Annotated in this window: 18 protein-coding genes; 11 read left to right on the top strand and 7 right to left on the bottom strand. The window is 70.7% G+C overall.

Annotated elements, in window-relative coordinates:
- The first annotated feature begins 176 nt into the window (after positions 1-176).
- From IF61_RS0123515 to IF61_RS0123490, 6 genes are all read left to right on the top strand, one after another.
- Entirely contained in the window at positions 177-1925 is a 1749-nt protein-coding gene (locus IF61_RS0123515) for a serine/threonine-protein kinase (RefSeq protein WP_030368498.1), read from the top strand.
- A 79-nt stretch (positions 1926-2004) separates the two neighbouring features.
- On the top strand, positions 2005-3189 hold the full coding sequence (mqnC, locus tag IF61_RS0123510; RefSeq protein WP_169748841.1) for a cyclic dehypoxanthinyl futalosine synthase: 1185 nt from the start codon (positions 2005-2007) through the stop codon (positions 3187-3189).
- A gap of 7 nt (positions 3190-3196) precedes the next feature.
- Positions 3197-3853 (top strand): amidohydrolase family protein, encoded by a 657-nt coding sequence (locus tag IF61_RS0123505; RefSeq protein WP_030368496.1) that lies wholly within the window; start codon positions 3197-3199, stop codon positions 3851-3853.
- A 414-nt stretch (positions 3854-4267) separates the two neighbouring features.
- Positions 4268-4966, top strand: coding sequence for a demethylmenaquinone methyltransferase (locus IF61_RS0123500; RefSeq protein ID WP_030368495.1), 699 nt, complete (start codon positions 4268-4270; stop codon positions 4964-4966).
- A gap of 100 nt (positions 4967-5066) precedes the next feature.
- The gene (locus IF61_RS35970; RefSeq protein WP_157848653.1) at positions 5067-5969 is read left to right on the top strand and encodes a zinc ribbon domain-containing protein; all 903 of its coding nucleotides are present in this window, start codon (positions 5067-5069) and stop codon (positions 5967-5969) included.
- A 103-nt stretch (positions 5970-6072) separates the two neighbouring features.
- Positions 6073-7350, top strand: a complete 1278-nt coding sequence (locus tag IF61_RS0123490) for a geranylgeranyl reductase family protein (protein ID WP_030368493.1) — start codon at positions 6073-6075, stop codon at positions 7348-7350.
- A gap of 70 nt (positions 7351-7420) precedes the next feature.
- On the opposite strand, the gene IF61_RS0123485 is transcribed toward IF61_RS0123490, so the two are convergent.
- The 5 genes from IF61_RS0123485 to IF61_RS0123465 form a co-directional block, all read right to left on the bottom strand.
- Positions 7421-8548, bottom strand: coding sequence for a methyltransferase domain-containing protein (locus tag IF61_RS0123485; RefSeq protein ID WP_030368492.1), 1128 nt, complete (start codon positions 8546-8548; stop codon positions 7421-7423).
- Between the two features lie 12 nt (positions 8549-8560).
- Positions 8561-9454 carry a radical SAM/SPASM domain-containing protein gene (locus IF61_RS0123480; protein ID WP_030368491.1) on the bottom strand — a complete coding sequence of 298 codons (894 nt, stop codon included), beginning with the start codon at positions 9452-9454 and terminating at the stop codon, positions 8561-8563.
- Between the two features lie 101 nt (positions 9455-9555).
- A complete protein-coding gene (locus tag IF61_RS0123475; protein ID WP_157848652.1) occupies positions 9556-10056 on the bottom strand; it encodes an NUDIX hydrolase in 501 nt (166 codons plus the stop codon).
- Between the two features lie 257 nt (positions 10057-10313).
- Positions 10314-10514 carry a DUF397 domain-containing protein gene (locus IF61_RS0123470; protein ID WP_030368489.1) on the bottom strand — a complete coding sequence of 67 codons (201 nt, stop codon included), beginning with the start codon at positions 10512-10514 and terminating at the stop codon, positions 10314-10316.
- 10 nt (positions 10515-10524) lie between these two features.
- Complete coding sequence (locus IF61_RS0123465) at positions 10525-11382, bottom strand: helix-turn-helix domain-containing protein (RefSeq protein ID WP_030368488.1); 858 nt, start codon at positions 11380-11382, stop codon at positions 10525-10527.
- 243 nt (positions 11383-11625) lie between these two features.
- On the opposite strand from IF61_RS0123465, the gene IF61_RS0123460 reads away from it, so the two are divergent.
- Complete coding sequence (locus tag IF61_RS0123460) at positions 11626-12198, top strand: hypothetical protein (RefSeq protein WP_030368487.1); 573 nt, start codon at positions 11626-11628, stop codon at positions 12196-12198.
- 51 nt (positions 12199-12249) lie between these two features.
- On the opposite strand, the gene IF61_RS0123455 is transcribed toward IF61_RS0123460, so the two are convergent.
- Both IF61_RS0123455 and IF61_RS0123450 read right to left on the bottom strand, forming a co-directional pair.
- Entirely contained in the window at positions 12250-13278 is a 1029-nt protein-coding gene (locus IF61_RS0123455; protein ID WP_030368486.1) for a winged helix-turn-helix domain-containing protein, read from the bottom strand.
- A 359-nt stretch (positions 13279-13637) separates the two neighbouring features.
- Entirely contained in the window at positions 13638-14480 is an 843-nt protein-coding gene (locus IF61_RS0123450) for a C40 family peptidase (protein WP_030368485.1), read from the bottom strand.
- 717 nt (positions 14481-15197) lie between these two features.
- Between IF61_RS0123450 and IF61_RS0123445 the strand changes: the two genes are divergently transcribed.
- From IF61_RS0123445 to IF61_RS0123430, 4 genes are read left to right on the top strand one after another with little or no spacing between them, the layout of a single operon-like run.
- Positions 15198-15557 carry an NADH-quinone oxidoreductase subunit A gene (locus IF61_RS0123445; protein ID WP_030368484.1) on the top strand — a complete coding sequence of 120 codons (360 nt, stop codon included), beginning with the start codon at positions 15198-15200 and terminating at the stop codon, positions 15555-15557.
- Between the two features lie 10 nt (positions 15558-15567).
- On the top strand, positions 15568-16122 hold the full coding sequence (locus tag IF61_RS0123440; RefSeq protein WP_030368483.1) for a NuoB/complex I 20 kDa subunit family protein: 555 nt from the start codon (positions 15568-15570) through the stop codon (positions 16120-16122).
- Positions 16119-16895, top strand: a complete 777-nt coding sequence (locus IF61_RS0123435; protein WP_030368482.1) for an NADH-quinone oxidoreductase subunit C — start codon at positions 16119-16121, stop codon at positions 16893-16895. Before IF61_RS0123440 ends, IF61_RS0123435 begins: the two co-directional genes overlap by 4 nt.
- On the top strand, positions 16895-18217 hold the full coding sequence (locus IF61_RS0123430) for an NADH-quinone oxidoreductase subunit D (protein WP_030368481.1): 1323 nt from the start codon (positions 16895-16897) through the stop codon (positions 18215-18217). Before IF61_RS0123435 ends, IF61_RS0123430 begins: the two co-directional genes overlap by 1 nt.
- Positions 18218-18283: the final 66 nt, after the last annotated feature.

Genomic DNA, 18283 nt, shown 5'->3' with positions numbered 1-18283 from the left:
TGCTGGTACGTCATCGCGCCGCTCCGGACGTTGCTGCTGCCCCGAAGGACATGACGGTTTGTTCCGTCCAGGTGGATGGGGAAACCGCCCTGGGGGGTTCCTGAGGCACCCCGTGAAATGAGTCATAGGCCGATATCGGGGTCCGCAGGCCCCCGCCGGGGGAGGCGAAAGGCCCGATGGAGCCCTTGCAGGCGGAAGATCCGCAGGTCATCGGCGTGTACCGGCTGCTCGGGCGGCTGGGCGCGGGCGGTATGGGAAGGGTGTACCTGGGGCGCAGCGCCGGCGGTCGTACGGTGGCCGTCAAGGTGGTGCATCCCCATTTTGCCCTGGATGACCAATTTCGCGCGCGTTTTCGACGCGAGGTGGCGGCGGCCCGCCGCGTGGGCGGGGCGTGGACCGCGCCGGTCCTGGACGCCGACCCGGACGCCCCCGTGCCCTGGGTCGCCACGGGCTACGTGGCCGGCCCGTCCCTCACCGAGGCCGTCCTCGCCACCGGCCCCCAGCCGGAGCGGACCGTACGGGCCCTCGGAGCGGGGCTCGCGCAGGCCCTCGCGGCCGTCCACGCGCTCGGCCTCGTCCACCGCGACGTCAAGCCGTCCAACGTGCTGCTCGCCCTCGACGGGCCCCGGCTGATCGACTTCGGCATCGCCCGGGCCACGGAGGGCACGGCGTCACTGACCGCGACCGGCGTCTCCGTCGGCTCGCCCGGTTACATGGCCCCGGAACAGATCCTCGGGCATGCGGTGACGGGCGCCGCGGACGTCTTCTCCCTCGGGGCGGTGCTCGCCTACGCGGCGACGGGCGAGCCGCCGTTCCCCGGCGACAGCGCGGCGGTCCTGCTCTACAAGGTCGTCCACGAGGCGCCCGCCCTCGGGCCCGCCCTGGCGGGCGACCCGCGCTCCCTGGTGGAGTCCTGCCTGGCCAAGGACCCGGCGGCGCGGCCCGCCCCGCGGGAGATCGCCGCCGCCCTGGCCCCGGACGGCGCGGACGCCCTCGTCGGGGCGGGCTGGCTGCCGCGCGTGCTGGTGGAGCGCGTGAGCAGACGCGCGGTGGAGCTGCTGGACCTGGAGACGGGCGCGCCGACGGTCGCGGACCGGGCGGGGCCGCCTCCGGCGGGGCCCGTGGAGCCCGCGGCGGCCGCCGCTCCGGGCCCTGGGCAGGGCCTTGCCCAGGGCCTCGCTCCGGACCGCGGGCCGGGCCCGCAGGACGCCGTGACGACGGGTGCCGGGGTGCCCGGTGCCGCGGACCGCGCGGACGTGAGCCTCGCGAAGGACGGGTGCCCTCCGGCGGAATCCGGGCCTGCCCGGGCGGATTCCGGGCCTGCCCAGGCGGAAACCCGGCCCGCTCGGGCAACATCCCGGCCCGCTGGGGCCACATCTCAGCCCGTCCAGGCAACCTCTCAGCCCGTCCAGGCAACGTCCCAGCCCGCCCGGCGTTTGAGGGCGAAAGTCCTGGCCGCCACCGCCCTCCTGGCCGCAGTCGCCGTCACCACTGTCGTGCTGACCCTCCTGCCCGGCGAGGGCGGCAAGGGCGGCAAGGGCGGCGAGGGCGCCTCGAAGACGGAGACGGGGACGGTCCCCGGAAAATTCCTCGGCACGTGGACAGGACAGATCGTCCAGAACGACGGCACCCCCAACGGCACCATGACCGCGGTCATCAAGGACGGCGCCCCCGGCACGTACGTCGTCCGCACCACCTACTCCGCCCTCAACGTCCTGGAGTGCCACAGCAAGGGCAAGCTCCTCACCGCCAACCCCACCCGGCTCACCCTGGAGGAGGCCACCGACGGGGAGCCGTCGCTCGGCTGCACCGGCGAGACCGCGCGGATCACGTTCTCCCCGGCCCCGGACGGCAAGCTCGCGTACGCCTCCGAGGACACCAAGGGCGGCAAGCCGCACGCGACCCTCACCCGCCGGGGAGACTGAGGGCTGGCGTAGGCTGACGGTCGTGTCAAACCCCCTCCGAAGGGACGCCCCGGTGAGCGAGAAGGCCGAACTCACGCCCATGGATGTGACCGCGGTCCTCGACCGTGCCGCCGCCGGTGGCCGCATCACTCCGGAGGAGGCGCTCGACCTCTACCGGCACGCTCCGCTCCACGCCCTGGGCGCCGCCGCGGACGCCGCCCGGCGTCGCCGCTACGCGGGCATCGAGCACATCGCGACGTACATCATCGAGCGCAACATCAACTACACGAACTCGTGCGTCACGGCGTGCAAGTTCTGCGCCTTCTACGCCCCGCCGAAGAGCGACAAGGTCTGGACGCGCCCCCTCGACGACATCCTGCGCCGCTGCGCGGAGACCGTGGAGCTCGGCGGCACGCAGATCATGTTCCAGGGCGGCCACCACCCGGACTACGGCGTGGAGTACTACGAGGAGCACTTCTCGGCCATCAAGAAGGAGTTCCCGCAGCTGGTGATCCACTCCCTCGGCGCGTCCGAGGTGGAGCACATGTCGCGGATCTCCGGCGTGAGCGCCGAGGAGGCGATCCGCCGCATCCACGCCGCCGGCCTGGACTCCTTCGCGGGCGCCGGCGCCGAACTCCTGCCGGCCCGGCCGCGCAAGGCCATCGCGCCGCTGAAGGAGTCGGGCGAGCGCTGGCTGGAGATCATGGAGCTGGCGCACACCCTGGGGGTCGAGTCGACCTCCACCATGCTCATGGGCACCGGCGAGACGAACGCCGAGCGCATCGAGCACCTGCGCATGATCCGTGACGTGCAGGACCGTACGGGCGGCTTCCGCGCCTTCATCCCGTACACCTACCAGCCGCAGAACAACGTGCTGAAGGGCCGTACGCAGGCGACCGTCTTCGAGTACCTGCGGATGATCGCCGTCGCCCGGCTCTTCCTCGACAACGTCGCCCACATCCAGGGCTCCTGGCTGACCGTCGGCAAGGAGGCGGGCCAGCTGTCGCTGCACTACGGCGCGGACGACCTGGGCTCGGTGATGCTGGAGGAGAACGTCGTCTCCTCCGCCGGCGCCAAGCACCGCTCCAACCGCATGGAGCTCATCGACCTGATCCGCAAGGCGGGCCGGGTCCCGGCGCAGCGCGCCACGACGTACGAGCACCTGGTCGTGCACGACGATCCGGCGAACGACCCGGTCGACGACCGCGTCGTCTCGCACCTGTCGTCGACGGCGATCGAGGGCGGCACGGCGCATCCCGAGCTGAAGCTCATCGACGCGGGCTGACGCCGCCGTGCTGACGCTGCACGCGGCCGGCCTGCTGCTGACCGCCGCCCCGGGCGCGGCTCCCGTGCCCGGCGGCGCCGTGGTCGTGGACGGTGACACGGTCGCGGCGACCGGCCCGTACGAGGACGTGGCCGCGGCCTTCCCGCAGGCGCGCGTGCGGCGCTGGCCGGGGGTGCTGACGCCGGGGCTGCGGCAGTGGTACGCGAAATGGCTGCTGGAGCGGTGCTACCACCCCGATCCCCGGGAGTACGAGGAGCTGGGCGAGCAGCCGCTGACGGGCGAGCGCCTGGCGGCCCTGGAGATGAGCGAGGCCCGGCGGGCGGGCAGCGTGCGCCGGGGGATCCAGCAGATGCTCCGGCACGGCACCACGGCCGTGGCGGGCAGCTGCTTCGACGACCCCGTGACGGCCACCGCCCTCGCCCGCTCGGGGCTGAGGTTCGTCTCGGTGGCGTGGATGCCGGGGGTTCCGGTGGACGAGCCCGGCCTTGACCCCTTGCGGGGCGTCTCCGATCCGGCGGTTGCCTTCGCGGAGCCGCTGACGGCCGGCGGGCGCGCCGACTTCGCCGTCTTCGACGTACCGGACGAGGCCGCCCTGCTGAAGGCGGGCGCAGGAACGTGCGTCGCGACGGTGCTCGGCGGCCGGCTGGTGTACCGGCGCCGCTGAGCGGATGCCCGCGGGCATGTCGCCGGCCGGGCCCGCGCACGGGCGTCAACGAGCCGTATGGAGGGCGTTCCCGCACGTCAGAGGGCCGTCAATGCGGAGGGCCCCGGTCCGTTCCGCGGGGCAGGATGAGTGACGCGGGGACGGCCGCTACGGGCGTCCCGCGGTGTCACTGTGGAGGGCCCGGGCAACGGTTCCGTACGCCGGGCCGCAAGGGCGCGCGACGCCGGGCGGGGGGTCCGGCGGTCCCGGGGAGCGGGGGCTCCCGGGACGAGCGCAGTCGGCACCGCGGGACGGCCGGTCCTTCCCGGGCGCGCCGTCCCCGTCCAAACCCTGCGCGTCCCAACCCTCGCGTCCAAACCCTCCGCGTCCCAACCCTCTGCGTCCCCTCCCGCCCCGGGGGTGAACAATGGGGGCGTGACCCGAGCATCCCTGGACAAGCAGCCGCACGAAGTCGCCGCGATGTTCGACGACGTGGCGGCCAAATACGACCTCACCAACGACGTGCTGTCGGTCGGCCAGGCCCGTCAGTGGCGCAAGGCCGTCGCCCGGGCCGTCGACGCCCGCCCGGGGGAGAAGGTGCTGGACCTCGCGGCCGGCACGGGCACCTCGTCGCTGCCGTTCGTCGTCGACGGGGCGTACGTCGTCCCCTGCGACTTCTCCGTCGGCATGCTGCGCGAGGGCAAGAAGCGCAACCCCTGGATGCCGCTGACCGCCGGCGACGCGACGCGCCTGCCCTTCGCGGACGGCGTGTTCGACGCCGTCACGATCTCCTTCGGACTGCGCAACGTGCAGGACACCGGCGCGGCGCTGCGCGAGATGCTGCGGGTCACCCGCCCCGGCGGCCGCGTGGTGATCTGCGAGTTCTCGACGCCCACCTGGGCGCCGTTCCGCACGGTCTACACCGAGTACCTGATGCGCGCCCTGCCGCCCGTCGCGCGGGCCGTCAGCAGCAGCCCCGACGCGTACGTGTACCTCGCCGAGTCGATCCGCGCCTGGCCGGACCAGCCGGCGCTCGCCGGGCTGCTGCAGGAGGCGGGCTGGTCGAAGGTTGCGTGGCGCAACCTGACCGGCGGCGTCGTGGCCCTGCACCGGGGGACCAAGCCGGGGGCGTGAGCCCCGGCGTCGGACGGTTTGTCATGGGCAGGGCGTCAACGGTCGATACGATCAAGGTCCCCCGCCCTCCGTACGACCGTCCCGAGACCCGGAGCGCCTCATGACCGTCTGTTCTCACTGCGGTACCCCGTTCGTCCGGGAGGATGCGCACTTCTGCATGAAGTGCGGGCGGCCGCGGACGTATACGGGGGCCGCCCCCGGGCAGTTCGCGGCCTACGGCTTCCCCGCCGCCCCCCGCCGCCCCGGCGTGCTCAAGTGGGTCGGGGTCGGGCTGGCGGTCTGCGTGCTCGGCGGGGCCGTGGTGGGCGGCGTGCTGCTGACGCAGGGCAAGAAGGACGACAAGCAGCACACGCTCGGCATCGACGACGAGACGCCCGCCGCACAGGCCGCGCCCCCGGTGGCGCCGAGCGGCCCGGTCAGCCCGTCGCCCTCCGCGTCCGCGTCTCCGTCCGGGTCTCCGTCCGCGTCCGCGTCGGCCTCCGCCTCCCCGTCGCCGTCCGAGTCCATATCCGCCTCCCCGTCGGCGTCCGGCCCGGAGTCCGGTGAGCCCGTTCCCGGCGGCTACGAGAAGGTGACCGCCCCGGAGGGGTTCGCGCTCGCGGTGCCCAAGGGATGGCGCCGGGAGGACAAGGGGAGCGGCCAGGTCGACTACACGGGCAGCACGGGCCCCGAGCACCTGCGGATCGGCATCGTGCGCGACGCGAAGCAGTCGCCGTACGACCACTTCCAGGAGCTGGAGAAGGGCGGGGAGGGGCAGAACGGCTACCGGCGGGTGTCGATGACGCGGAACACCTTCCAGGGCCGGCCGGGCGCCCTGTGGGAGTGGACCTGGACCGAGAAGTCCACCGGCCGCACCATGCACGCCTACAACCAGGCGTACGTGGACGGCTCGGGCACCGAGTACGCCGTCATGTTCGCCGGCCGGGACGAAGGGGACGCCACGCGCAAGCCCTTCGACACCGCGCTCGGCTCCTGGCAGGCCGGTCCGCGGGCATCCGGCTGACGCTCCGCCGGGGCCGGCGAGGAGGAGCAGCCCCTGCCCGGGGCCGGGCGGGCGGCTCATAGACTCGGGTGACCAGTCCTCAGCCGAACCGGGAGAGCCGACCGTGACCGATACCGAACACTCCGCGGATGTGATCGTCGTCGGGGCCGGCCCGGCCGGGTCGACCACCGCGTACTACCTCGCCAAGGCCGGACTGGACGTCCTCCTGCTGGAGAAGACGGCGTTCCCGCGCGAGAAGGTGTGCGGCGACGGCCTGACCCCGCGCGCCACCAAGCAGCTCGTGTCGATGGGCATCGACATCTCCGAGGAGGCGGGCTGGCTGCGCAACAAGGGCCTGCGCATCATCGGCGGCGGCGTCCGGCTGCAGCTCGACTGGCCGGACCTCGCGTCCTTCCCGGACTACGGACTGGTCCGCAAGCGCGACGACTTCGACGAGCAGCTGGCCCGCAACGCGGTGAAGGCCGGCGCCCGGATGTACGAGCGCTGCAACGTGGGCGCCCCCGTCATCGACGACCGCACGGGCCGCATCGTGGGCGTCGAGGCGAAGCTCGGCGAGGAGAAGACCCCGGTCACCTTCCGCGCCCCGCTCGTCGTCGCCGCGGACGGCAACTCCTCCCGGCTGTCGCTGGGCATGGGCCTGCACCGCCGCGAGGACCGCCCGATGGGCGTCGCCGTGCGGACGTACTTCACCTCCCCGCGCCACGAGGACGACTACCTGGAGTCCTGGCTGGAGCTGTGGGACCGGCGCGGCCCGAAGGACCGGCTGCTGCCCGGCTACGGCTGGATCTTCGGCATGGGCGACGGCACGAGCAACGTCGGCCTCGGCGTCCTCAACACCTCCGAGTCCTTCAAGGAGCTGGACTGGCGCGAGGTCCTCAAGGCCTGGTGCGCCTCGATGCCCGAGGACTGGGGCTACACCCCGGAGAACATGACCGGCCCGATCCGCGGCGCCGCCCTCCCCATGGCCTTCAACCGCCAGCCGCACTACACGCGCGGCCTGCTGCTGGTCGGCGACGCGGGCGGGCTCGTGAACCCGTTCAACGGCGAGGGCATCGCGTACGCCATGGAGTCCGGGCAGATCGCCGCGGACGTCATCGTGCAGGCGCACGCGCGCGCCTCGTACGCGCAGCGCGAGCTGGCCCTGCAGCGCTACCCGAAGGTCCTCAAGGACACCTACGGCGGCTACTACACGCTCGGCAGGGCGTTCGTGAAGCTCATCGGCAACCCGAAGGTCATGAAGATCGGCGCCCAGCACGGCCTGACGCACCCGCTGCTGATGAAGTTCACCCTGAAGATGCTGGCGAACCTCACGGACCCCACGGGCGGCGACGCGATGGACCGCATCATCAACGGGCTGAGCCGGGTCGCGCCGAAGGCGTGACGATTGAAGCGACAGTAGGCCCCGGTCGTCCGCTCCGCAGCGGGTGCCCGGGGCCTCGGGGCCCGGCGCACTACAGCTTGGCGCGCCACTTCCCCCGGGCGAGGTACGTCGAGCCGTCGGGCTTGACGTAGACCCTGGCTCCGCGCACGGGCAGTTCGCCGTTGGTGAGCCAGTACGTACGGATGTCGTCGAGGGCGTCCCACAGACGGCGCGGGCCGCCCTGATGGACCCTGGGGGGCTCGTCGGTGCGAGCGGTCGCTCGTGCCCATGACCCGTCGGCATGCGCCATGACGGCGACGCGCTGTTCGTCGTCCTCACTGTATTCGTGCTCGATGCCGGGGACCATGATGTCCAGCATCGACGCCAGATCCCATGCTTCGGTCACATGAACGACCGGGTAACGACCGGTGCCGATCGCGTCGCCGTCATGCTCGCGGGCAGTGGCGAGCAGGGCGGCGAGGCGTGGCGGATAGTCGGCGCCGTGGCGGGTGTGCATGAAGCCGGCCCGGTCCCACTCGACGCGCCCTGTCGCCCCGCCCTCGTCGTTTTTTTCAGCGGTGATCAGGAGTGATGTTCCGGCGATCGTGGTCACCAGCCGGCCGCCGGGGTTCAGCGCGGCGAGCCAGCTCGCGGGGATCGGCCGGACGGCGACCGTAGCGACGATCCGGTCGAACATGTCGGGCAGACAGCCGGTTGCGTCCATGCTCACGACGGTGGGGTGCAGCCCCATCTCATCGAGGCGTGCGCGCGCGGCTTCGGCGAGGTACGGGTCGACGTCCACGGTGGTGACCTGTCTGTCCCCGAGGCGGTGACAGGCGAGGGCGTCGGCGTAGCCGGGGCCGGTGCCGATGTGCCCGAGGGTGTCGCCGTCGCCGAGCCTGGCGTGCTGAAGCATGCTGACGTTCAGGCTCGGCAGGGTCGAGGACGACGTCGGCAGGCCGGCCGGGCGGTCGTCAGTGGCGGCGCGGTCGGCGTGCAGCCCGCTCACCCGGGTCACGATGGTCTTGTCGCTGTATGCGGCGTCGAGCCATCGCGCCTCATCCGAGGGCCCGTCTCGAAGCGTCCAGCCGTCGGGGCTGCGCTCCCACCACCGTGGTGCGAGCTGATGCCGGGGCGTCCGCGCCACAGGAGCGCGCCACCGTGATGAGCGGTGGGTGACGCGCTCGGCGAGTGCCGCGGCGCGTGGTTCCCAGTTCATTCGGTCCGTCTCCTATGAGCCGTCGCCGTCGTCGTCGCCACCGGGGAAACCCGGCAGGCATGCCTCGGTGTTGGCGGGGTCGCAATCGCCGCTGTCGTCCGGGGTGCAGGCGTTGCGCCGGATGGGCACACTTTCAGTGATCTCTGCCCACTCAGGGCCGGTGAGCACCTTCGCGAGTCCGCCGGACTTCACGTTGCCGGCGACAAGGTGGCGCGACAGGATGCAGCCGTACACGTACCCGTCGGGCGAGATCGCGGCGCGTTGGCGGAAGCACCGGCCGCACAGCTCGCTCATGGCCGGTGTGGGCGTGTCCGGGGTCGCGGCGCGGCCGACTTTGCGGACGTGGTCGATGCGGGTGTGCTTCACGCCGAGGGCGCGCAGTTCGGCCTCGGCCTGCTGGACACGTTGGCCGTCGAGGATTTCGACCAGGCCGGCCCGTAGCGGGATGCCGAGTTCGAGTGCCTTGACGATGTTGGCGCGGGTGCGCGCGTGGCTTCCGGGGGACTCTGTGATCTTGTCGTGCTCGGCCGGATTGTCGCTGTAGTACGACGTGGCCAGGTGGACGCCCTTGCGGGTGAACAGCTTCCAAAGGCCGGGTCGGATGTGGGTGAGGTTCGAGTACACCTCGACGGCGAGGCGGCGGTCGAGGGCGTACTTGATCAGGGTGGGCAGGTGGGGGGATCGCGTCGGCTCACCGCCGATGAACTGCACGGTCGGGATGCCGAGGGCGTCGATGTCGTCGACGACGCGCTGCCAGTCGGCGAGGGTCATCGAGCCGTGCGACATGGTGGGGCCGGAGAGGGTGCAGTAGTGACCGCAACGCAAGTTGCAGACCTCGGTGAGCTCGCACTCGACCGACTGGACAACGGAGACGGTGGGAGATGGTGCCTGCATGACGGAGGGCATTGATGTGCCTCCTGCGGCTGATGGCCCGCCCTGATGGCTCGGCTGGGTGTGGTGGGACGTGCCTCCAGGCGGTCCCCCGCGACCGCCCGGTGCGGAGAAGATCAGGTCAGTACGGGAAGCTGCGCGTTGATCCGGAGTCCGTTACGGAGGTAGGGCGTGCCGGTGCCGCAGTTGAGGCTGGAGACGGCAGCCTCGAGACATCTCCGGTGGTAGCGGGCAATGCCCGGATGAAAGTACGTCGGGTCTACGAACGCGCAGGACTTCACGTCGTCGGGCAGCGTGACGTCGTTGAGAGAGCTGACCTCGGCGGGGGTCAGTGTGCCGCAGTGAAAGACCACGGTCAGAGTGTCTCCGGCGACGCCGAGGGGGAGCGCTTCCATGTGGTCGACGGCCAGAATGGGGCCGGGCTGCTTGGCCAGGCCGAGGCGGCGCAGATGGTAAGCGGCCGACCGCACTGCGGGCTCTTCCAGGATCGCTTCGCCACCGGGCAGTTCGAGCGCTCCGGTGGGGCGATTCACCATGAGCAGCTGCCCCGTTGCATTGGTGACCAGCGCCAGTCCAACGAGTCGCCGTGTCGAGATCTGCCCGAATCCCTGTGCCATGAGGTCTGTGCGCTCCTCGCGTGGGGGGAACTCCCGAACGCTCCGGTGTAGTACGGGAGTTACATCGTCCGCCGGACGCGGTCTCGCCTGTCATTCGCCCGGCGCGGTGGTGCAGGGCAGAACGTAGCGCTGCCATCTCGCCGGGTGCAAGGGTGGGGCAGGAGTCCGACCCTTGAGGTTCAAGTCCCTACGTTGGGCCCGCATATGCCAAAAGCCCCCCACCTGCATCGATGGGGGGCGTGCGCCGTGGCTGATCGCTAGATCAGGTCATCGAGGCGACCTGACTTGACGCCTCTGATCAGCGAGCGGAGGTGTGCCGCGGTCGTCATGATGATGTCGTTCGGGATGTCGCTTTCCCTGATCGCGATCAAGTGGGAAGCGTGCGCGACTTCGACGCAGGATTGGTTATTATCCCCACCAGAGAATGAGGACTTCTGCCATATGAGTTCGCCGGTCATAATTCTTCGCTCACAGTTCCTTTGTGATGCGTCGGATGAACTTGCTCGATTCGTCGGGGTCGAGCGCTATATCCGCCACGGAATTCAACAGGGCTCGGTAGCGTGACAGCTGAGCCTCTGCGTCCAGGAACCCGGCAGCAAACGCGCTATCGATCTGCACCGTGTCGAGCTGTGGAATCGGCCCGCCTGTGTACAGCAGTGAATGAACCGAGCTGGTGATCCGCTTCTCGAACGGGATCACGCGAACCGTGGCGGTCGGGAAATCCGACATGTCGCTCAGGAAGTCCAGCTGTTCCCGCATGGTCTCAGGCTCGCAGTAGCGCATGCGCAGTGCAGCCTCGTGGATGAACGCCTCAAACTTCGGCGGCGCCGGCCTGTCGAAGATTTCTCGACGCCTCAGTCGATGCGCAACCCTGGCGTTAAGCTCGGCTGCAGGCAGAGCGGGCATTGAAGAGATGCTATTCGACATCACCTCGCGCGCGTACTCGGCGGTCTGGAAGATTCCCGGGATGTGCAGCATCTGCACGTCCCGCAGGTACGTTGCGTGGTGCTCAAGCTCAGACAGGTAAAGGAATCCCGGCGACAGTATCCCCCGGTACTCCTCCCACCAACCCTTACTGCGCTCATCCGCCATGGCTGCGAGTGCGTCAATGAGGTGTTTGTCTGCTGCGGAGTAGTAGGCAGCCAAACGTCGGACTCTCTCCGCGCTGATGCCGTATCGGCCGGATTCGATGTGGCTCACCTGCGCACGCTCACCGCCCAGAAAAGCGGCGACCTTGCTGCCGGACATGCCCGCCTTTTCGCGCAGCTTGCGCAGCTCAGCCCCAAGTCGCCGCTGCCGCGCGGTTGGGTAACTCCTCGGCGGCATCGCCCCTCCCTCTCCCTCGTCGGTCCGAGTGTGCCGCCTACTGTGCCACGCTCCCAACTCTTGGGCCCGGCGTACCACTGTTGCGCCGTCCCACAGGTGGGCCCTATGGTCCTGACAGCACCGCGCAGCGCGTCGGGAAGACCCGAAGTGCAGCCGCCTGCATGCCTGTTGACGGGCACTCCGGGGGGCGGCCGAGCCACGGACGGCGTGAGGTGCGCGGCTACAACCGATGGGAGACGCCCCATGCGTACAGCCATGCTCAGCAGTCCCCGCACCACAACGGACGACCAGGGTGAGCTCTACCGCATCGCCGTGCCGGCCACCGAAACGGCGATCCGGGTCGCACGCGACGCTTTGCAAGCGATCCTGCGCGCTCACCCCGCAGTGATCGAGGACGCGCGCGTCTGTGTATCCGACGCCATCGCCTACGTCCTCGCCGAGACCCCCGGGCACCCGACGGTCACCGTGACTGTCCGCCTGCACCGTACGTACGTGGCCTTCGTGATCGAGGACAGCGACGGCCCTTCGCGCAACCTGTACCACTTGACGCCGAGGGACCTCGCCGCCGCGCCCCGGCTGGAGATCATCCGTCGGATGGCGCTCTACACCGGCGTTTCCCGCATGTGGGACGGCCGCCGACGAGCCACGAGCGTCTACCTCGCGCTGCCCATCCAGCGTCCGGTGCACGAACTCGCCGACTGCGTGGGCGTGCTCGCGTCGCCCGCCGACCCGCGGCGCATCCGTGCGCTGTGGCGCTTACGGCGGATCGCCGGGTGGCGTACCTTCCGGCGGAGGAACGGTCCGTCCTTCGGGTGACTTCCAGGAACGGGGCACCCGGGACACCAGGGGCAGGGCCCCTGGGGATAACTACGTCACTCCGTTCAGCAGCGCCAGCCCCAGCGGCGTCAGCGTGTGCCGCACGGACGGCCCCGTGCGGCGCGTGGTGAGGAGGCCCGCCTCCCGCAGGACGGTCGCGTGCTCGCTCGCCGAGGCCGGGGAGATCCCGGCGCGGCGGGCGAGCTGCGCGGTGCTGCCGCCGTCCGCGACCGCGTCCAGCACGCGGGCGCGGGTGCGCCCGAGCAGTGCGGTCAGCCGCACGAGGTCGCCGGTGCCGCGCCCGGCGGGGCCGGTGAGCACCGTCTGGTAGGCGGTGAGGTCGAGGGCGACGGGATAGCAGAGGTCGATGGGCGCCTCGTCGTCCGCGCTGTGGGCCCGCGCCGTGGGGTGCGGCCAGAAGAACGAGGGCGTGAGGGTCAGGCCCCGGCCCGCCAGGTGCACGTCGTGGAAGTCCCGGTGGAAGCCCTCGTTGTGCATGCAGGGCACGTGCAGCACGGGCGACTCCCAGTGCACCGTGGGGTGCAGGGTGGCCAGGAGGTGCTCGACGCCCTGCTCCGCGGCGGTGCGGATGCGGCGCGTGCGGTCGGCCTGCACGCAGGCGGTCACCTGCGACCAGTAGGGCGCGAGGGCCGTGTCGTAGTACGAGCGGAAGGCCTGGTCGACGGTGCGGGCGGCCGGCCGGTCGGCGGTGTGCAGGTCGCCGAACCACTGCGGCACGGGGCGGTGGTCCAGCGCGCACTCCAGCTCGGCCGTCCAGACCTTCTGCGGCAGGGCCCACACGGACTCCAGGCTCTCCCCGAGCGTGGTGGCGCCGTCCTCGGCGTGCAGGAACGCCTCCGGGAGGTACTCGCCCATGCCCGCCGGGGCGAGCTCCAGCAGGGGCCGCATGAGGGGGCTCAGGCCGCGCTGGGTGCGGTGCCGCCAGCCGTCGAGGGCGATCCCGCCCATCCAGCGGTTCTGCAGTACGGGCAGGCTCAGCGCCGCCTCCGCCAGGGGGTCCGGGCCGGGCGTGAGGCGCACCCTGCCGAGGTCGTCCGGGCCGAAGTGGATGCGGAGCACGACGACCGACGGTAGCGCGGGGGCACCTGCGCGGGGAACCTCCGCGCAGAGCTTCGCGCGGATTCGCTCAGGACCCCGCGCGCGTCCGGATTCGGCCCCCGCCGAAGGGCTTTGTCCCGCCGGTGACGGTGCTTGCAGACTTCACATACCGGGACGGGCGCTTCTCCAGCGGCTCGGAGCTCCCGTTCCGGTACGGGGGAGGCCGGGGTCGCGTCCTGTGGGCGACGGGGGTCGCAGGGCGTCCGGCCGGCAGCCGCGCCGCGGGCCGTGCGGGGGACACGGCCGCCGGCGGGCATGCCGAAGGGCCGCCGTCCCGAGCGGTGGGACGGCGGCCCTTCGTACGTCTGCGGAGCCCTGGGTTACAGGACGCGGACCGCGCCGGTGGGCGGGTCGTAGTTCATGTTGCGCTCGACGATGCCCGTGCTCGGGTTCTGCGCGCCGATGAACTTGCCGCCGCCGACGTACACGGCCACGTGGTACGCGCTGCCCGCGGAGCCCCAGTACAGGATGTCGCCGACCTGCAGGTTGCTCAGCGAGACCTGGGTGCCGGCCGTCGACTGGTCCTGCGAGACGCGCGGCAGGCTGATGCCGATCTGGTTGTAGGCCGCCTGGACCAGGCCGGAGCAGTCGTAGGAGGACGGGCCGGTGGAGCCCATCACGTACGCCTTGCCGAGCTGGGCCTCCAGGAAGGACACCAGGGTGGAGGTGGAGCCGGTGGCGCCCTTCGAGGAGGACGAGGCGGCCGTGGCCGCGTCCTCGGAGGTCTGGGCGGCGGACTTGGTGCTGAGGCTCTTGCGCTCGGTGGCACGGGAGGCGCGGTCGGCCTCCTCCTTCTCGCGCTTCTCCTTGGCGGCGGCGGCCTTGCGCTCCGCCTCCGCCTTGCGCTCGGCCTCGTCGGCGGCCTTCTTGGCGGCGGCCTCGACCTTGCTGGTCGCCTCGTCCTGCTGCGCGCGGTCCTGGAAGTCGAAGGACGTCTGCTGGGTGGCCGCCGCGCTCTGCGCGATGGACGTGGCCAGGGCCGCGTTGACCGCGGGCATCTCGACGGTCGCCTCGACGGGCTTCTCGGCGGCGGTGGCGGAACCGGCGCCGGCCACGGCCAGGGTGCTGAGGACGCCACCGGCAACACCAGTGCGGACGACCCACGACTGGGTGGCCGTACGACGGGGCTTCCGGTGGCTGGTTATGTGCGCGTTGGGGGACATGGGACAACGGACTATCAGTCCGCGCAGGTTGAGTTCAATAAAGGTGACGTGCGTCACAATTGACGTGCACGCGCCCAGAATTCGGGCATTTGATCACGGGAACATCACGGCGGCGGATCGCCCATGAACCCCTATCGGCCGCCTCAGCATGGGGTTTTGGCCACCGGTCATGATCGGCGATGGTCATATCACCATCACGGTTCACGTGTCGAGGCTACCCATGAAATCCGGCCCCCGAACCTCCTGTCGCGTGGCGCAGCTCACGTCCCGGCCACCCCCGTACGGGTCCTCGTGAACGAAGGCGCCGGCGGCGCGCCGCGGGCGACGCCGGGTCAGTGGGCGGCCGGTCCATATCAGTTGACGGCGGCACATACCAATTTGTGTGTGCGGCACACCCCTTGATAGTGAGCAGCCCCTCCGACCAGGCCTCGGGCGTCCGAATGTCACCCCTGGTGATCACTTGTGTGCTTCATGTATGAAGATCGCCGCTCATCCGACTTGATGATCGTTCGTCAGGTGGTGGAGATCACAAACGCGGGTGTGTACCCCGTGTCGCAGATCACAGACCGACGGGCATAGGATGCAATCGACCCGGGCTTGTGAACTGCCTCACATATCGGTGATCTTCGCGGTGATCTCCGGTGGCCCGCAGGGGCGGTCCGCCCGGCCGGGTTGGTTGAGCCGGCAGTCAGCGTCGACTGGAAGGAGCGAGGAGCGGTGAACGCCTACGCGCCCATCCTCGTACTGGGAGCCCTCGGGGCAGGCTTCGCGATCTTCTCCGTGGTCATGGCCTCGATCGTCGGGCCCAAGAGGTACAACCGCGCCAAGCTCGAGGCCTACGAGTGCGGTATCGAGCCCACCCCGCAGCCCGCGGGCGGCGGGCGCTTCCCGATCAAGTACTACCTGACGGCGATGCTCTTCATCGTCTTCGACATCGAGATCGTCTTCCTCTACCCCTGGGCCGTCACCTTCGACGCCCTGGGTCTGTTCGGGCTCGTGGAGATGCTGCTCTTCGTGCTCACCGTCTTCGTCGCCTACGCCTACGTCTGGCGCCGCGGCGGCCTGGAATGGGACTAGGGGGCACCACATGGGACTCGAGGAGAAGCTGCCCAGCGGCTTCGCGCTGACCACCGTCGAACAGGCCGCCGGCTGGGTCCGCAAGTCGTCCGTCTTCCCGGCGACCTTCGGCCTGGCCTGCTGCGCCATCGAGATGATGACCACCGGCGCCGGCCGCTACGACCTGGCCCGCTTCGGCATGGAGGTCTTCCGCGGCTCGCCCCGCCAGGCCGATCTGATGATCGTCGCCGGCCGGGTCAGCCAGAAGATGGCCCCCGTCCTGCGCCAGGTCTACGACCAGATGCCCAACCCCAAGTGGGTGATCTCCATGGGTGTCTGCGCCTCCAGCGGAGGCATGTTCAACAACTACGCGATCGTCCAGGGCGTCGACCACATCGTGCCGGTGGACATCTATCTGCCCGGCTGCCCGCCGCGCCCCGAGATGCTGATGGACGCGATCTTGAAGCTGCACAAGAAGATCCAGGGCGAGAAGCTCGGGCCGCACCGCGAGAAGGCCGAGCGCGAGGCGGAGGACGCCGCCCTGAAGGCCCTGCCTCTGATCGAGATGAAGGGGCTGCTGCGATGAGCGGACCCACGGCCGGCGGGGGCGAGCCGAACGCGGGCGGCGTGAACCCCGACAAGGACCTGAACGCCCAGAACCTCCCGGGCCAGCGGGGCGAGCACGGCGAGGCCATCCGCGTCCAGCGCGGCATGTTCGGCGCCCGCAACGGCGGCGACACCTCCGGCTACGGCGGCCTGGTGCGCACCGTCCGGCTGCCGGGCGAGGCCACCCGCCCCTACGGCGGGTACTTCGACGAGGTGGCGGACGAGCTGGAGGGCGCCCTGGAGGAACAGGGCCTCCTCCCGGAGAGCGTCATCGAGAAGACCGTCGTCGACCGCGGCGAGCTCACGTTCCACATCGCCCGCGAGCACCTCCCGCGCGTGGCCCGCACCCTCCGCGACGACCCCGCGCTCCGCTTCGAGCTGTGCACGGGCGTGAGCGGAGTGCACTTCCCCGGCACTGCATCTCTTCACGACGTGGGCCGCGAGCTGCACGCGGTCTACCACCTGCGCTCGATCACCCACAACCGGCTGATCCGGCTGGAGGTGAGCGTCCCCGACAGTGACCCGCACCTGCCGTCGATCGTGGACGTCTACCCCACCAACGACTGGCACGAGCGCGAGGCCTACGACTTCTTCGGCCTCGTCTTCGACGGCCACCCCGCGCTCACGCGGATCATGATGCCGGACGACTGGCAGGGCTTCCCGCAGCGCAAGGACTACCCCCTCGGCGGCATCCCCGTCGAGTACAAGGGCGCCCGGATCCCGGCTCCGGACGAGCGGAGGTCGTACAGCTGATGAGCGCATCACAGGCAAGCCCGCGCGAGACCACGGAAGGCACCGTCTACACCGTCACCGGCGGCGACTGGGACGAGGTGGCGGCAGCCGCGAAACAGGCCGACGACGAGCGCATCATCGTCAACATGGGCCCGCAGCACCCGTCCACCCACGGAGTGCTCCGCCTGATCCTGGAGATCGACGGCGAGACCGTCACCGAGGCCCGCTGCGGCATCGGCTACCTCCACACCGGCATCGAGAAGAACCTCGAATACCGGACGTGGACGCAGGGCACCACCTTCGTCACGCGCATGGACTACCTGACGCCGTTCTTCAACGAGACGGCGTACTGCCTGGGCGTGGAGAGGCTGCTGGGCATCGAGGAGCAGATCCCCGACCGCGCCACGGTCATCCGCGTCCTGCTGATGGAGCTGAACCGAATCTCCTCGCATCTGGTGGCCATCGCCACCGGCGGCATGGAGCTCGGCGCCACCACGATCATGATCTACGGCTTCCGGGACCGCGAGCTCGTCCTCGACGTCTACGAGCTGATCACCGGCCTGCGCATGAACCACGCCTACGTCCGCCCCGGCGGCCTCGCGCAGGACCTGCCGCCCGGCGCCGTCGACGCGGTGCGCGCCTTCGTGAAGAAGATGCGCAAGAACCTGCCGGAGTACGACAAGCTCGCCACCGGCAACCCCATCTTCAAAGGCCGCCTCCAGGGCATCGGCCACCTCGACCTGGCCGGCTGCATGGCCCTCGGCGCGACCGGCCCCATCCTGCGCGCCACCGGTCTCCCGCACGACCTGCGCAAGTCCCAGCCGTACTGCGGCTACGACACCTACGACTTCGAGGTGCCGACCGCCGACAGCTGCGACGCGTACGGGCGCTTCCTCATCCGCATCGAGGAGATGCACCAGTCCCTGCGGATCGTCGAGCAGTGCCTGGACCGGCTGGCGCCCGGCCCGGTCATGGTCGCGGACAAGAAGATCGCCTGGCCCGCGCAGCTGGCCCTCGGCCCCGACGGCCTCGGCAACTCCCTCGACCACATCAAGAAGATCATGGGCACCTCCATGGAGGCCCTGATCCACCACTTCAAGCTGGTCACGGAGGGCTTCCGGGTGCCACCCGGCCAGGTCTACGCCGCGGTCGAGTCGCCCAAGGGCGAGCTGGGCGTGCACGTCGTCAGCGACGGCGGCACCCGCCCGTACCGCGTCCACTTCCGCGATCCGTCCTTCACCAACCTGCAGTCCATGGCGGCGATGTGCGAGGGCGGCCAGGTGGCCGACGTGATCGTCGCGGTGGCGTCCATCGATCCCGTGATGGGAGGCGTCGATAGGTGAGCGTCGCACGCGCGGCCGCCGGGCCGCGGACGAAGACGAATCCCGCACCTCTGCGCCGCGCGGGCG

This window comes from Streptomyces roseoverticillatus, assembly GCF_000719265.1.
GTDB lineage: Bacteria > Actinomycetota > Actinomycetes > Streptomycetales > Streptomycetaceae > Streptomyces > Streptomyces roseoverticillatus.
The sequence above is the reverse complement of the archived record's forward strand: the minus strand, read 5'-3'. Positions and strand labels throughout refer to the sequence as shown.